General features: G+C 71.7%; 12 protein-coding genes. 8 read left to right on the top strand and 4 right to left on the bottom strand.

Going from position 1 to position 14,946, the window contains the following annotated elements:
• Entirely contained in the window at positions 1–357 is a 357-nt protein-coding gene (locus ACLQ3B_RS13745; RefSeq protein WP_425780717.1) for a YciI family protein, read from the bottom strand.
• Between the two features lie 297 nt (positions 358–654).
• On the opposite strand from ACLQ3B_RS13745, the gene ACLQ3B_RS13740 reads away from it, so the two are divergent.
• Positions 655–1,977: a flavin monoamine oxidase family protein gene (locus ACLQ3B_RS13740; protein WP_425780715.1), complete on the top strand. Its 1,323-nt coding sequence runs from the start codon at positions 655–657 to the stop codon at positions 1,975–1,977.
• A 124-nt stretch (positions 1,978–2,101) separates the two neighbouring features.
• On the opposite strand, the gene ACLQ3B_RS13735 is transcribed toward ACLQ3B_RS13740, so the two are convergent.
• Both ACLQ3B_RS13735 and ACLQ3B_RS13730 read right to left on the bottom strand, forming a co-directional pair.
• A complete protein-coding gene (locus ACLQ3B_RS13735; RefSeq protein WP_425780713.1) occupies positions 2,102–4,327 on the bottom strand; it encodes a discoidin domain-containing protein in 2,226 nt (741 codons plus the stop codon).
• Positions 4,328–4,554: 227 nt separating this feature from the next.
• Entirely contained in the window at positions 4,555–5,754 is a 1,200-nt protein-coding gene (locus ACLQ3B_RS13730) for an ROK family protein (protein WP_425780711.1), read from the bottom strand.
• A 234-nt stretch (positions 5,755–5,988) separates the two neighbouring features.
• Here ACLQ3B_RS13730 and ACLQ3B_RS13725 point away from each other — a divergent pair, with 234 nt between their 5' ends.
• The 4 genes from ACLQ3B_RS13725 to ACLQ3B_RS13710 all read left to right on the top strand — a co-directional run bounded on the left by ACLQ3B_RS13725 (position 5,989) and on the right by ACLQ3B_RS13710 (position 10,585).
• Entirely contained in the window at positions 5,989–7,287 is a 1,299-nt protein-coding gene (locus ACLQ3B_RS13725) for an ABC transporter substrate-binding protein (protein ID WP_425780709.1), read from the top strand.
• Between the two features lie 70 nt (positions 7,288–7,357).
• Complete coding sequence (locus tag ACLQ3B_RS13720; protein WP_425780707.1) at positions 7,358–8,350, top strand: carbohydrate ABC transporter permease; 993 nt, start codon at positions 7,358–7,360, stop codon at positions 8,348–8,350.
• A complete protein-coding gene (locus ACLQ3B_RS13715) occupies positions 8,343–9,182 on the top strand; it encodes a carbohydrate ABC transporter permease (RefSeq protein ID WP_425780705.1) in 840 nt (279 codons plus the stop codon). The genes ACLQ3B_RS13720 and ACLQ3B_RS13715 overlap by 8 nt, the downstream gene beginning before the upstream one ends.
• Before the next feature lie 29 nt (positions 9,183–9,211).
• The gene (locus ACLQ3B_RS13710) at positions 9,212–10,585 is read left to right on the top strand and encodes a GH1 family beta-glucosidase (protein ID WP_425780703.1); all 1,374 of its coding nucleotides are present in this window, start codon (positions 9,212–9,214) and stop codon (positions 10,583–10,585) included.
• Between the two features lie 82 nt (positions 10,586–10,667).
• Here the strand turns inward: ACLQ3B_RS13710 and ACLQ3B_RS13705 are convergent, their stop codons facing one another.
• Positions 10,668–11,249 (bottom strand): nucleotidyltransferase family protein, encoded by a 582-nt coding sequence (locus ACLQ3B_RS13705; protein WP_425780701.1) that lies wholly within the window; start codon positions 11,247–11,249, stop codon positions 10,668–10,670.
• Between the two features lie 126 nt (positions 11,250–11,375).
• On the opposite strand from ACLQ3B_RS13705, the gene ACLQ3B_RS13700 reads away from it, so the two are divergent.
• From ACLQ3B_RS13700 to ACLQ3B_RS13690, 3 genes are read left to right on the top strand one after another with little or no spacing between them, the layout of a single operon-like run.
• Positions 11,376–11,873, top strand: coding sequence for a 2Fe-2S iron-sulfur cluster-binding protein (locus ACLQ3B_RS13700; RefSeq protein ID WP_425780906.1), 498 nt, complete (start codon positions 11,376–11,378; stop codon positions 11,871–11,873).
• Complete coding sequence (locus ACLQ3B_RS13695; RefSeq protein WP_425780699.1) at positions 11,870–12,853, top strand: FAD binding domain-containing protein; 984 nt, start codon at positions 11,870–11,872, stop codon at positions 12,851–12,853. Before ACLQ3B_RS13700 ends, ACLQ3B_RS13695 begins: the two co-directional genes overlap by 4 nt.
• Positions 12,850–14,940 carry a xanthine dehydrogenase family protein molybdopterin-binding subunit gene (locus tag ACLQ3B_RS13690; RefSeq protein ID WP_425780697.1) on the top strand — a complete coding sequence of 697 codons (2,091 nt, stop codon included), beginning with the start codon at positions 12,850–12,852 and terminating at the stop codon, positions 14,938–14,940. Before ACLQ3B_RS13695 ends, ACLQ3B_RS13690 begins: the two co-directional genes overlap by 4 nt.
• Positions 14,941–14,946: the final 6 nt, after the last annotated feature.

Raw genomic sequence — 14,946 nt, 5'->3', positions numbered from 1 at the left:
TCAGTCGCCGGCCCCGCCGTGGAAGGGGCGCACCTCGATCGGCAGGGTGGTCGCCAACGCGTAGCGGCGACCCCAGTCGAGGGCGGCGTCCAGGTCCGGCACGTCGATGATGGTGATGCCGCCCAGATACTCCTTGCCCTCCACGAACGGTCCGTCGGTGACGAGGACCTCGCCGTCGCGGGGCCGCAGCACCGTGGCGGTCTCCGGGCCGTGCAGTCCCTGCCCGAAGACCCACGACCCGGTGGACGCCAACTCGTCGCGGAACTCGCCGAGCTGACGCATCACACCGGCCAGGAACTCCGGCTCCGGCGGCAGCTCACCCTGCGGCTGCTGAATGCTGAGCAGGTAGAGCGTCATGGTTCCTCCTCGCGGGGGCGGCCGGCCTCTCGCCGGCCTCTCATCCTCCACACGATCGGCCGCCGCTCAGATCGACAGGCTGCTGTTAGAAATCTCAAGGACGACTCCGCCCCAGTGTCGACGCGTCCTTTGCTCTGCTTCACCTGACGCGACGATGAAGGGGATCGAGTGTCGCGTGGGTTGAAGCAGAGCAAAGGACGCGGGACAAGGGCGCGACCCTGCGCTGCCGCAGCGTGATCAGCCGTTCAGTCAGCGCCGGGAGTCATGCTCCCGGCGGTTGCGGGTAAGCAGCGCGCCGTGACCGACGGCTTTCGGGTGGTCGTGGTCGGCGCCGGCTTCTCCGGTCTCGCGGCCGCGCTGGCGCTGAGCCGCGCCGGCGCCCAGGTGCGGGTGCTGGAGGCCCGCGACCGGGTGGGCGGTCGAGTGCTGACCCGGTGGCTGCCCGAGCTCACGCAACTCGATCTCGGGGCGCAGTGGATCGGCCCGACCCAGGACCGGATGTACGCGCTGGTCACCGAGCACGGCCTGGCCACCTTCGCCTCGGCGTCGATCGGCCCGCCCACAGTGCTCTGGGCCGGTGCGCCCCGGGCCGAGCCGCCGACGCAGGTGGGCCGGGTGCTCGGCCTGCTCGACGAGTACGCCGCACGGCTGGACCCGACCGCGCCCTGGGCGACGCCGGAGGCCGCACTGTGGGACCGCACGACCCTCGGCGGGTGGCTCGCCACCACGGCCGGGGACGACGACACCGCCGACTACCTCGGGCGACTGCTCGCCGGTGGACTGCTGGCCACCGGCGCGGACGAGCTGTCCCTGTTGCACCTGCTGTTCTACCTGCGCAGCGCCGGCGGGACCGGACCGTTGCTGGGGATGGCCGGCGGCGCGCAGCAGGACCGGATCGTGGGCGGGCCGCCGGCGCTGGCCGAACGGATGGCCACCGCTCTGCCGCCGGGCGCGCTGACGCTGGCCGCGCCGGTGCGGGCCATCGAACAGACAGTCGACGGCGCGACGGCGTGGACCGACACCGGGCGCGTCGACGGCGACGCCGTGGTGGTCGCGCTGGCCCCGGCGCTGGCCGGCCGGATCCGGTACGACCCGCCGCTGCCCCCGCTGCGTGACGGGCTCACCCAGCGCATGCCGATGGGTTCGGCGCTGAAGGTGCACGCCGTCTACCCGGAGCCGTTCTGGCGTGCCGGCGGGCGCTCCGGGGTGGCCACCAGCAGCGCCGGCCCGCTCACCGAGACTGTCGACAACTCCACCCCGACCTCACCGCTCGGGGTGCTGACCGGGTTCAGCTACTCCAGCGATGCCGCCACGCTGCGGGGCATGTCCCCCGCCCAGCGTCGGCACTGCCTGCTGGAAGCGTTCGCCAGCGTGGTCGGGCCGCGCGCCGAGGACCCGGTGGATCTCGTCGAGTACGACTGGTCGGCCGACGAGTGGACCCGGGGCTGCTTCTCCGGTGCGCTCACCCCGGGCACGTGGCGGACGTACGGCCCGCACCTGCGGACGCCGGTGGGGCGGGTGTACTGGGCGGGCACCGAGACGGCCACCCGCTGGAGTGGCTACCTGGAGGGCGCGGTGCGTGCCGGTGAGCGGGCTGCGGCCGAGGTGCTGGCCGGCTGATCGACACGACCGCAGCCGGCATGACCGCAGCCGGCCCGGTCTCGGCGGGACCGGGCCGGCCTCGGCCCTGGGTGCTACCCGGCCGACCCGGTCACAGAGGACCGGGCCGGCGCGGGCGCCCCGGTCAGGGGTAGGTGGTCAGGTACACCGTCTGGTTGGCCGCGTTCGCGGTGCCACCGGCGTTGTTGATCACCCGATTGATGGTGCCGACGCCACCGAGCGAGACGGTGACCATGTTCGTGAAGCGCACGTTCGAGTTGGTGGGCACCTCGAAGGACCGTTCCTCGACCACCGCGGGGTTGACGTTGAAGTAGCTGTAGCTGCCCAGCCCGAACGCCTGGTGGCTGGTCACCGAATCGGCGACCTTGTACGCGGCGTAACCCCGGGTCGACCCGTTCATCCAGGCCGCCTGGTTCGGCACGTCGTAGGGCAGCTCGTTCTGGTAGAAGTACGTCCGCCCGCCGTTGCCGTTCCAGATGGTCTGGTACTTCTGGTAGTGCTCGACGAAGAGGCCGTACATGGTGACGTTGTCGCCGTTGACGGTGAGCCCGGTGTCGGCGGTGTTCAACGTCCACCCGGTCGGTACGCCGCTGGCGGCGTGGTCGGCCCGCCACAGCCACATGTGGTCGCCGATCACGTTGTCGCTGTTGACGGTCAACGTGTTGGTGGCCCTGCCGACGTGCGGCCCGCCGATGCGGAAGAACACGTCGTGCAGCGAGGTCGGGTTGCTGGCGTGGCTCGCGGACGAGCCGGACGGCCCGACCTCCATCAGCACCGGCGAGTTCGTCGTGCCGGCCTCGAACATCAGGCCGGCCACCTTGACGCCGTCCACATCGGCCACCCGCATCCCCACCGCGCCGTTGTCGGCCTGGATGGTGGCCAGGCCGAGGCCGAGGACGACAGTGTCGGCCCGGTTGACCTGGATCGGCTCGGTGACGTGGTGCACGCCCGGGGTGAAGAGCAGGTGCTTGCCCTGGGCGAGAGCCGCGTTGATGGTGGCGGCGCTGGTGCCGGGCTGGACCACGAAGAACTGCGACAGCGAGATGGACGCGCCGGCCGGGGTCTTGTTGTACCAGCTGGTGCCCGTCGAGTTGGTGCGCAGCGCGGGCACGAAGACCCGGTACTCGCCGCTGCCGGTCACGTACAGGAACGGCTTCTCCCGGACCTGCGGGGTCTGCGGAATGACGGTGTGCGAGGGGTTCGGGAAGCTCGGTGCCGGGGCGCCGTTGACGCCCTGGAAGACCATGTTCCACACGGAGCCGGTCCAGCCGTTGCCGAACTCGCTGTTGCGGGAGTACCACTGCTGCTGCGAGCCGGAGACGACCAGACCGTCGATGCGGGTGTCGGCCAGCAGGCCGCCGCTGGACCAGCCGTCGCCACCGTTCCAGAGCTGGATCTGGTTCTGCGCGCCACGCAGGTGCATCCGCCGGTACGGCGCGGCCTGGGACACCGCCCAGCGTTCCACGGTCTGCCCGGCGGGCAGGGTGACCGAGAGGTTCTCGGCGGCCCGCCAGAAGTTCTGGGTGGCGTTGCCGCCCATCCAGAACGCCTCGGCGCGGACGTGGCCGTTGAGGTTGACGTCGTCCGGGCTCATGCCGAGGCCGGCGACCTGGGTGAAGAAGCCGAGGTTGACGTCGGCGGTGTAGGTGCCGGGCTTGAACAGCACCGCGTAGCGCTGCGGGCCGAACTGGTTGGTCTCCTGCTGGGTGAAGAGGGTGTTCAGTCGGCTCTGGATGGTCGACGTCGGCGTGCTCGGGTCGAAGACGAACGTGTTCGACCCGAGGTTGGGGTTGTACGGGTCGGTGGGCGTCACCGGGGGTTCGTTGGTGCCGCCGCCGGTCTCGCCATAGACCTGGAACTCCCAGAGCGAGTAGCCGTAGCCGGTGCCCCGGGCGGTGCCGTACATGCGGACGTAGCGGCCGGCGCCGGAGACGGTGAGGTTCTGGGTGCCGCCGGTGCTGGTCGTGGTCGAGTAGATCGTGGTCCAGGTGGACCCGTTGTCGGAGGTCTGGAGCTGGAAGGCCCGGCCGTGGGCGGCCTCCCACAGCAGGTTGACCTGGGTGATGGTGGCGCGGGCGCCCAGGTCGACCTGGAGCCACTGCGGGTCGTTGAACGCGCTGGACCAGCGGGTGCCGGTGTTGCCGTCGACAGCGGCGGCGGCGGGCGTTCCGGCGTTCTCGGTGGACGAGGCGGTTGCCGTGCGGCCCTGGGACAGCAGGGAGGGGGCGGCGTGCGCGGGTGTCGTGGTTCCGGTCGGCGTGAGCGCCGCGACCAGGGCGACGGTGAGTCCGACGAGCAGGTGCCGCACGACCCGAGGACGGGGGCGTACGGATGTAGCGCGAGATGTCATGACATCGCCTGTCGATAGGGGGTGACGGGGGTGCCGCGCGGGTGGGATCAGCTCGCCCCGTGACGCCGTGGGTGGTGCCGCCGATGCGGCGTCGCGGGCCGGAGAGCGCTCTCGTAGGAGTGTTGCGGCGAGATTGCGACGGCGTCAAGACATCGATCTATAACTTCGTTATTTATCCCGAGGATCTTTTTTGTGTAATTTGCCGTCGGCGGAGCCGTCGTCACCGCTCAGCGGCGGACGCCGCCCTCGGTGAGGAAGCGGGCGATCGGCAGGGTTGCCGCGCCCAGCGCCACCGCGTCCACCCCGAGCCGGCACAGCTCGATCGACGCCTGCTCGTACGGCTGGCGCAGCGCCTGCCGGCCGGCCGCCTCCCGCACGGCCGGCAGCAGGTCGCCGAGGGCCATCGCCGCCCAGCCGCCGAGCACCACGCGCTCCGGGTTGAACAGGTTGATCAGGTTGGCGACCCCGGCGCCGAGGTAGCCGGCGGTGTCGTCCAGCACCCGTCGGGCGGTGGCCGAGGTCTCGGCGGCGGCGACCAGCGCGGCGATCTGGGACTCCTCGTCCTCGCCCGGCACCTGTCGACCCCGGCGGGCCTCGCGGTAGCGGTCGATGATCGCCTCCGCCCCCACGTACGCCTCCAGGCAGCCGCGCGCACCGCACCGGCAGGCCCGGCCGCCGTACACCAGGGTGGTGTGCCCCCACTCCCCCGCGCTGCTGGACGCACCGCGGTAGGTGGCGCCGTTGGTCACGACCGAAGCGCCCACCCCGGAGCCGACCAGCGCGAAGACGGCGTGCCGGGCGCCCCGACCGGCGCCGAACCACATCTCGGCCTGGCCGAGGGTCTTCGCGCCGTTGTCGATGTGCAGCGGCAGGTCGGTGCCGGCGCCGATCAGACGCTCCAGCGGCACCCGGTCCCAGCCGAGTGCCTGGGCGTGCACGACGGCCTCGGCACCCTGCTCGACCACGCCGGAGACGCCGATGCCGACGCCGAGCACGTCGCCGGGAGCCACGCCGGCCCGGCCGGTCACCGCGTCGATGCCGGCCAGCACGTGCCCGGCCACCAGGTCGGGCTCGGTGCGGGCCGGGTCGAGCGGGTACTCGACGCTGGCCAGCAGGGTCATCGCGAAGTCGAACAGCTCCACCCGGACCCGGGTCTCGCCGACGTCCACGCCGACGACGAAGGCGAAGCGGGGCGCGATCCGCAGCAGCATGCTGGGCCGACCGCCGTCGGACTCGGCGGCCCCGGCCTCGACGACCAGCCCCTCGTCGATCATGTCGGCCACCACGTTGCTGACCGCTGGCTGGCTCAGCCCGGTGCTGCGCACCAGGTCCTGCCGGGTGAGCGGGCCGTCCAGGAAGAGCTTGGTCAGCAGGGCGGACCGGTTGCGCAACCGCACGCTGCGGTTGGTGGCACGCGCCAGCTCCACTCGTCACCTCGTTCCCGTCGGCCGTTCGAGGCGACTGTAACCGCCTCGTGCTTGACGACCCACCTGCCAGCAACTTTAATGACGACATAAATTAAGCCGTGATGTAACTCCCGGGAAACGCCGACGGACCCCGACGGCGCACCCCCGAACCCTGTCCGCAGCCGGCTCCGTCGCCCGACCCCTATCGGCGACGAAGGCCGGCGGACCCCCACCACGCACCGGAAGGGCTGACCCGTGTCGAGACGACACCTCGGGATATTCACCGCCGCCGTACTGGCGGCCGCCTCGCTGACCGCCTGCGGTGGCTCCGGCGACGACTCCGCCGCATCGCCGAAGACGCTCACCTACTGGGCCAGCAACCAGGGCGCCAGCCTGGAGGCCGACAAGACCACCCTCCAGCCGGAGTTGGACAAGTTCGAGAAGCAGACCGGCATCAAGGTCACCGTCGAGGTGGTCCCCTGGTCGGATCTGCTCAACCGGCTGCTGGCGGCCGCCGCCTCCGGCAAGGGCCCGGACGTGGTCAACATCGGCAACACCTGGTCGGCGTCGCTGCAGGCCACCGGCGCGCTCGTCGAGTTCGACGACGCCGCCCTGCAGGCCGTCGGCGGCAAGGACCGGATCGTCCCCGCCGCGCTCGCCGCCGCCGGCGCCCCCGGCAAGCCGCCGGCCGCCGTGCCGCTCTACAGCATGGCGTACAGCCTGTACTACAACAAGAAGTCGTTCGCCGACGCCGGGATCACCGCACCGCCGACCACCTGGGAGCAGCTCGCCGAGTACGGCAAGAAGCTGAGCACCGGCGGCAAGTGGGGTCTGGCGATCGAGGGTGCCAACCCGTCGGAGAACGCCCACCACGCCTTCACCTTCAGTCAGCAGTACGGCGGCGAGTGGTTCGACTCGGCCGGCAAGCCGACCTTCGACACCCCGCAGAACGTCTCGGCGATCAAGCGGTACATCGACTTCATGGCCGCTGACAAGATCACCAACCCGAGCAACGCCGAGTACGCGCAGAACCAGTCGGTCTCCGACTTCGCCAACGGCAAGGCCGCCATGCTGCTGTGGCAGTCCGCCGGGTCGAACCTGAAGACGCAGAACATGCCCGCCGACGCGTACGGGGTGGCCCCGGTGCCGTTCCTGGCCAGCCCGCCGGCCGGCGGCAAGAAGGTCAACAGCATGGTCGCCGGCATCAACATGGCTGTCTTCAAGCACACGAAGAACAAGGACGGCGCGCTGAGCTTCGTCAAGTTCATGACCAGCGACGAGGAGCAGACGATCCTCAACAAGACGTACGGCTCGCTGCCGGCGGTGAAGACCGCGGCCTCCGACCCGGCGTTCAGCGCCACCGAGCAGAAGACCATTCAGGAGACTCTGGTCACCACCGCGGCCCCGCTGCCGCAGGTGCCCGACGAGAGCACCTTCGAGACCCTGGTCGGCACCGCGATGAAGGAGTTGTTCGCCGACGCGGCCAGCGGCAAGCCGGTCACCGAGGCGTCGGTGAAGGCGAAGCTGACCGACGCGCAGCAGAAGATGCGCTGACCCAGGCGTCACCGGTGGCCGTGGTCGGGCGCTGAGCCCGACCACGGCCACCGCCTCCGAGAGGACCCCGATGGCAACCAGCACCACCGCGCCGGACGCCGACCGACGCGAACCCCGGGCCGGGTCGCCGGCCCGGAGGCCGGCCCGCCGGCCCCGCGGCCCCCGCCGCTCACTCCTGCCCTATCTGCTGCTCGCACCGGCCATCGTGCTGGAACTCGCCATCCACGTCGTCCCGATGGTGGTCGGGGTCTGGATGAGCCTGCTGGAGCTGACCCAGTTCCACATCCGCGACTGGTCCACCGCGCCCTTCATCGGCCTGGAGAACTACCGGGCGACGCTCGACCTGAACAGCGCCGCCGGCAAGGAACTGCTGCACTCGTTCTGGGTCACCCTGGCCTACAGCCTGCTCTCGGTCGGGTTCGCCTGGCTACTCGGCATCTCCGCGGCGGTCGTCCTGCAACGGCCGTTCCGTGGACGGGCGATCCTGCGGGCGCTGTTCCTCACCCCGTACGCGCTGCCGGTCTACGCCGCCGTGATCACCTGGAGCTTCCTGCTGCAACGCGACACCGGCCTGGTCAACCACGTGCTCGTGGACCAGCTCGGGCTGCTGAACGAACGGCCGTTCTGGCTGATCGGCGACAACAGCTTCTGGTCGCTGCTTGTCGTGTCGGTCTGGCGCAACTGGCCGTTCGCGTTCCTGTGCCTGATGGCCGGGCTGCAGAACGTGCCCGGCGAGCTGTACGAGGCCGCCGCGATCGACGGCGCCGGCTTCTGGCGTCGGCTGCGCTCGGTCACCCTGCCGATGCTGCGGCCGGTCAACCTGGTGCTGCTGCTGGTGCTGTTCCTGTGGACGTTCAACGACTTCAACACCCCGTTCGTGCTGTTCGGCGGTTCCGCGCCGGAGCAGGCCGACCTCATCTCCATCCACATCTACCGCAGCTCCTTCAAGACCTGGGACTTCGGCTCCGGGTCGGCGATGTCGGTGGCGCTGCTGCTGTTCCTGATGGTCGTCTCGGCCGCGTACCTGCTGATCACCAACCGTCGGAGGGACGACCATGCGTGAGACCGCCGGCGAGCGCTGGGGTCGGCGCATCGTGCTGACCCTGCTCACCCTCTTCGTCGTCATCCCGCTCTACGTGATGGTCACCTCGGCCGCGAAGCCGTTGCAGGACGTGCAGAACGGCTTCACCTGGTGGCCCAGCCGGCCCACCCTGCAACCATTCATCGACATGTGGAGCACCGTGCCGCTGGCCCGGTACCTGGTGAACAGCCTTGTGGTGTCGAGCATCGCGGCGCTCTGCTCGGTGGCGGTGGCCATCTTCGCCGCGTTCGCGGTGAGCCGGTACCGGTTCCGCGGTCGGGGTGTCTTCACGGTGACGGTGCTGTCCACGCAGATGTTCCCCGGCATCCTGTTCCTGCTGCCGCTGTTCCTCATCTACGTCAACCTGGGCAACGCCACAGGCATCGAGCTGTACGCCAGCCGTACCGGTCTGGTCATCACGTACCTGACCTTCTCGCTGCCGTTCTCGATCTGGATGCTGGTCGGCTACTTCGACTCGATCCCGCGCGGTCTGGACGAGGCGGCGCAGGTCGACGGCGCCGGTCCGCTGCGCACCCTGTTCCAGGTCATCCTGCCGGCCGCCGTACCCGGCGTCGTCGCGGTCACCGTGTACGCGTTCATGACCGCGTGGGGTGAGGTGCTCTTCGCGTCGGTGATGACCGACGAGGGCAGCCGCACCCTGGCGGTCGGCCTGCAGGGCTACTCCACCCAGTTCAACGTCTACTGGAACCAGATCATGGCCGCCTCGCTGGTGGTCAGCATCCCGGTCGTCGTCGGGTTCCTGGCCCTGCAGCGCTACTTCGTCGCCGGTCTCACCGCCGGCGCGGTCAAGTGAGTCATCCAACCCCAGAGGAGAACCGTCCCGTGCCCGACCTGTCCAAGCTGCCACCCGACTTCCTCTGGGGTGTCGCCACGGCGGCGTACCAGATCGAGGGGGCCGTCGACGTCGACGGCCGGGCGCCGTCCATCTGGGACACCTTCTCGGCGACCCCCGGCACTGTCGACAACGGCGACACCGGCGCGGTGGCCTGCGACCACTACCACCGCTGGCCGGAAGACCTGACGCTGCTGCGCCGGCTCGGCGTGGACGCGTACCGGTTCTCGGTAGCCTGGCCCCGGGTGATGCCCGACGGCGTCGGGCCTGTCAACGCCGCCGGGCTGGACTTCTACGACCGGCTCGTCGACACGCTGCTCGCCGACGGGATCCGGCCGTTCGTCACGCTCTACCACTGGGATCTGCCGCAGGTTCTGCAGGACTCCGGCGGTTGGCCGGAGCGCGCCACCGCCGAGGCGTTCGCCGACTACGCGGCGGTGGTGGCCGGCCGCCTCGGTGACCGGGTCGCCGACTGGTGCACCGTCAACGAGCCGCTCTGCGTGTGCTGGATCGGGCACCTGGAGGGCACCATGGCCCCCGGCGAGCGGGACCTCACCCGCGCGGTGCACGCCTCGCACCACGTGCTGCTCGGGCACGGCCTGGCCACGCAGGCGATCCGCGCCAACGCGGCCCGTCCGGCCTCGGTGGGTCTGGTGCTCAACCTCAGCCCGATCGAGGCGGCGACCGACCGACCCGAGGACGTCGCGGCGGCCCGCCGGGCGGACGGGCACGTCAACAGGTGGTGGCTGGACCCGATCCACGGGCGCGGCTACCCCGCCGACATGATCGCCACCTACGGGGTCGAGCCGCCGGTGCGCGGCGACGACCTGGCGGTGATCGCCACGCCGACGGACTTCCTCGGGGTCAACTACTACTTCCGCCAGCTGGTGGTCGACGACCCGGCCGGCGCGGCCCCGTACGCCCGGCAGGTGCCGGTGCCCGGCTCGGTGGAGACCGCCATGGGCTGGGAGATGTACCCGGCGGGGTTGGAGCGGCTGCTCGTCGACGTGCACGAGGAGTACCGACCGGGCCGGATCATCGTCACCGAGAGCGGCTCGGCGTGGGAGGACGAGGTCACCCCGGACGGCACGGTGCAGGACAAGGAGCGCACCGACCACCTGGAGCAGCACCTGGCCGCCTGCGCGTCGGCGGTGGCCCGCGGGGTTCCCCTGGACGGTTACTTCGTCTGGTCGCTGCTTGACAACTTCGAGTGGGCGTACGGCTACGACAAGCGCTTCGGGTTGGTGCACGTCGACTACGCCACCCAGCGCCGGACGGTGAAGGCGAGTGGCCTGCGCTACGCCGAGCTGATCCGCGCCCACCAGCTCGCCCGCACGACCGGCACCACGGCGCCGGTGGCCTGAACGGGGGCGGTGCGAGCGGCCGCCCGGGGTGTCCACCCCGGGCGGCCGTTCCCGTCCCGATCGGACGAAACCCCCCGCTGGCTCACCCGTCGCTGAGCGGGCGGAGTCGGAGCAGGTCGGCCGGGGTGTCCACGTCGACCGGGGAGCCGACGTCGGCACAGGGCACCTCGACCACCAGGTCCGGCCGGTCGCGCAGCAGGTCGCGGGCGCCCCGGTCGCCGACGGCGTAACCGCTCAGCAGCGGCCAGGTCTGCCGAGCCAGCAGGATCGGGTGCCCGGGCCGGCCGGCGTAGGTGGCGACGGCGACGACCGCGCCGTCGGCGTACGCCGCGCGCACCCGGCGCACCGCGACCGGGCTGAGCAGCGGCTGGTCAACGAGGACCACGACGGCGGCCGGTACGGCGGCCGGCAGCGAGGCCAGGCCCCGCAGCAGCGACGAGCCCAGCCCGTCGGCCCAACGGTCGTGTCGGACCAGCACCGCTCCGGGCAGGTCGGGCACCTCGTCGGCGCCCGCGCCGAGCACCACGTGCACGGGCGCGCAGCCGCCATCGCGGAGCAACCGGACCGCGCGCCGCACCAGCGGCTCGCCGGCCAGCTCGACAAGCGCCTTCGGCCGGCCGTAGCGCCGACCGGCGCCGGCGGCCAGCAGCAGCCCGGCGGTCACCGTCGTCCCCTCCCGTACGAAGGGCTTCGCGTTATTCGCCCCGGAATATACCGACAAAGCTAGTCTGGGCCGGTGCAGGGCGGACCGGAGAACGCGACGACGACCGACGAGCGGCACTCGTCCCGGGTGACGGTCGAGGTCAACGGCGCGTCCCGCGAGGTGACCCTGGACAACCGCACCACACTGCTCGACACGCTGCGCGAGCACCTCGACCTGACCGGGGCGAAGAAGGGCTGCGACCACGGCCAGTGCGGCTCCTGCACAGTGCTGCTGGACGGCCGTCGGGTGAAGAGCTGCCTGGTCTTCGCGGTCACCGTGGACGGTCGGTCGGTGGTGACCGTCGAAGGGCTGGCCGGGCCGGACGAGCTGTCCCCGTTGCAGGCCGCCTTCATCGCGCACGACGCGTTCCAGTGCGGATACTGCACCCCAGGGCAGCTCTGCTCTGCCCGCGGCATGCTCGACGAGGTCTCCCGGGGTTGGCCCAGCGCGGTCACCGGCGATCTGAACACGCCCGCCGACCTGACCGACGCGGAGATCCGCGAGCGGATGGCCGGCAACCTGTGCCGCTGCGCCGCGTACCCGCACATCGTCGCGGCCGTGCGCGAGACGGCGGCCTCCTCGTGAGGGCGTTCCGCTACCACCGGCCCGCCGACGTGGCCGAGGCGGTCGCCGTGCTGACGGCCGAACCGCAGGCCGCGTACCTCGGCGGCGGAACCAACCTGGTGGACCTCATGAAACTCGGGGTCCAGCGCCCCGACGTGCTGGTGGACGTGACCCGGCTCCCGCTCGACACCGTCGAGGAGGTGCCCGACGGCGGCCTGCGGATCGGCGCGACCGTCCGCAACAGCGACCTCGCGGCGCACCCGGTGGTGCGCCGCGACTACCCGGTGCTGGCCCGCGCCCTGCTCGCCGCCGCCTCCGGACAGCTGCGCAACATGGCCACCACCGGCGGCAACCTGTTGCAGCGCACCCGCTGCGTCTACTTCCAGGACACCAGCAAGGCGTGCAACAAACGGCAGCCGGGCAGCGGGTGCGCCGCCCTGCACGGCCAGAACCGCGACCTGGCGGTGCTGGACTGGTCCGAGCAGTGCGTGGCCACCCACCCTTCCGACCTGGCCGTCGCGTTGGCCGCCCTCGACACGGTGGTGGAGGTGCACGAGGCCGACGGCCCCCGCGACATCCCGATCGCCGACCTCTACCGCTCCCCCGGCACCCACCCGGAACGGGAGACCACGCTGGCCCGGGGCACGCTGATCACCGCCGTCCGGCTGCCGCCGTTACCGGCCGCGCGCCGCTCGACGTACCTCAAGGTGCGCGACCGTGCCTCGTTCGCCTTCGCCGCCGGCTCGGTGGCCGCGGTGCTGGACCTCGACGGGGACGTGGTCCGCGACGTGCGGCTGGCTTACGGCGCGGTGGCACACCGGCCGTGGCGGGCGTACCGGGCCGAGGAGGAGCTGCGCGGTCGTCCGTTCAGCCCGGAGTTGGCGGCACGGGCGGCCGACGCGGAGTTGGCCGAGGCGCGCCCGCTACGGCACAACGGCTTCAAGCTGCCGCTGACCCGGGCCATCACGGTGCGGGCGCTCACCGAACTGGCGGCGTCGTGAGCACCGGGGCGGTCGGCCGGGCGTACCCCCGGTTGGAAGGCTCCGCGAAGGTCACCGGCACGGCCCGGTACGCGGTGGAGTACCCGGTGGAGGGGGTCAGCTACGGCTGGGCGGTCCCGTCGGCGGTGGTGCGCGGCCGGATCACCCGGATCGACACGACGGAGGCGCTGGCGTCGCCCGGCGTGCTGGCCGTGGTGCACCACGGCAACGCGCCCCGGATGGCGCCCGGCCCGCAGCCGGAGCTGCGGTTGTTGCAGGAACCGACTGTGCACTACCGGGGGCAGTACGTCGCGGTGGTGGTGGCCACCAGCCTGGAGGCGGCCCGCGAGGGCGCCCGACTGGTCCGGATCGACTACGACACCGGCCCGCACAGCACCGTGCTCACCGACGACCACCCCGGCCTGTACAAGCCGGACCACGTCAACCCCAGCTATCCAACGGACACCGCCGAGGGCGACTTCGACGCCGGGTACGCGGCCGCCCCGGTGCGGGTGGACGTCACCTACCGGACGCCGGCATACCACAACAACCCGATGGAGCCGCACGCCACCACCGCGCAGTGGCACGACGGGCGGCTGCTGGTGCACGACTCCACCCAGGGCGCGACGCCGGTGCGCGCCACCCTCGCCGAGCTGTTCGAGTTGCCGCCGGAGTCGATCCGGGTCGTCGCCGAGCACGTCGGTGGCGGCTTCGGCAGCAAGGGGTACGCCAAGGCGTCGGTGGTGCTGGCCGCCCTCGCCGCCCGGCACGTGGATCGTCCGGTCAAGTTGGCGCTGACCCGCCAGCAACTGTTCGGGCCGGTCGGCTACCGGACCCCCACCATCCAGCGGGTCCGCCTCGCCGCCGACACCGACGGCCGGCTCACCGCCATCTGCCACGACGCGGTCAGCCAGACCTCGACGGTGCACGAGTTCGCCGAACAGACCGCCGTCTACACGCGCAGCATGTACGCCGCACCGCACCGCCGCACCACGCATCGGCTGGTCCGCCTCGACGTGCCCACGCCGTTCTGGATGCGCGCCCCCGGCGAGTGCCCCGGCGCGTACGCCCTGGAGTCGGCGATGGACGAACTGGCCATCGCCGTCGGCATCGACCCGGTGGAGCTGCGCGTCCGCAACGACACAGCTGTCGACCCCGATCAGGGCCGCCCGTTCACCAGCCGCAACCTGGTGGCCTGCCTGCGCGAGGGCGCGCAGCGGTTCGGCTGGGCCGGCCGTGATCCGTCGCCCCGGTCCCGGCGCGACGGGCGCTGGCTGATCGGGACGGGGGTGGCCGGGTCGAGCTACCCGGCCCGGGCCCGGCCATCGTCGGCGACGGCCACCGCCCGGCCCGACGGCAGCTTCCTGGTCCGGATCAACGCCACCGACATCGGCACCGGCGCCCGGACGGCGATCTGGCAGGTGGCCGCCGACGCCCTCGGGGTGCCGCCGGAGCGGGTGGAGATCCGGATCGGGGACAGCGCGCTGCCGACGGCGGCGCTGGCCGGCGGCTCGATGGGCACCGCGAGTTGGAGCTGGGCGGTGATACGCGCCGCGCAGGCGCTGCGCGAGAAGCTGCGCGACGGCGGGCCGCCGACCGGCGAGGTGACCGCCGAGGCGGACACCACCGAGGAGGTGGGTGGGCTGCCCGCGCTGCCCCGGTACGCGTACGGGGCGCAGTTCGTCGAGGTGCGGGTCGACGCGGACACCGGTGAGGTGCGGTTGAACCGGATGCTCGGGGTGTTCGCGGCGGGTCGGGTGGTGAACCCGACGACGGCGCGCAGTCAGCTCATCGGCGGCATGACCATGGGACTGTCGATGGCGCTGCACGAGGAGGGCGTGCTCGACGAGCGGTACGGCGACTGGGTCAACCACGACCTGGCCACCTACCACATCACTGGCTGCGCGGACGTGGAGTCCATCGAGGCGTACTGGCTGGACGAGCGGGACGACGAGCTGAACCCGGCCGGGGTGAAGGGCGTCGGCGAGATCGGCATCGTCGGCGCCGCGGCGGCGGTCGCCAACGCCGTGCACCACGCGACAGGCGTACGGATCCGGGAGTTGCCGATCCGGCTGGACAAGCTCATCGGAGTATCAAGGCTGGCTTAAATAAGC

Source organism: Micromonospora sp. DT53, assembly GCF_049841535.1.
Lineage (GTDB): Bacteria > Actinomycetota > Actinomycetes > Mycobacteriales > Micromonosporaceae > Micromonospora.
The sequence above is the reverse complement of the archived record's forward strand: the minus strand, read 5'-3'. Positions and strand labels throughout refer to the sequence as shown.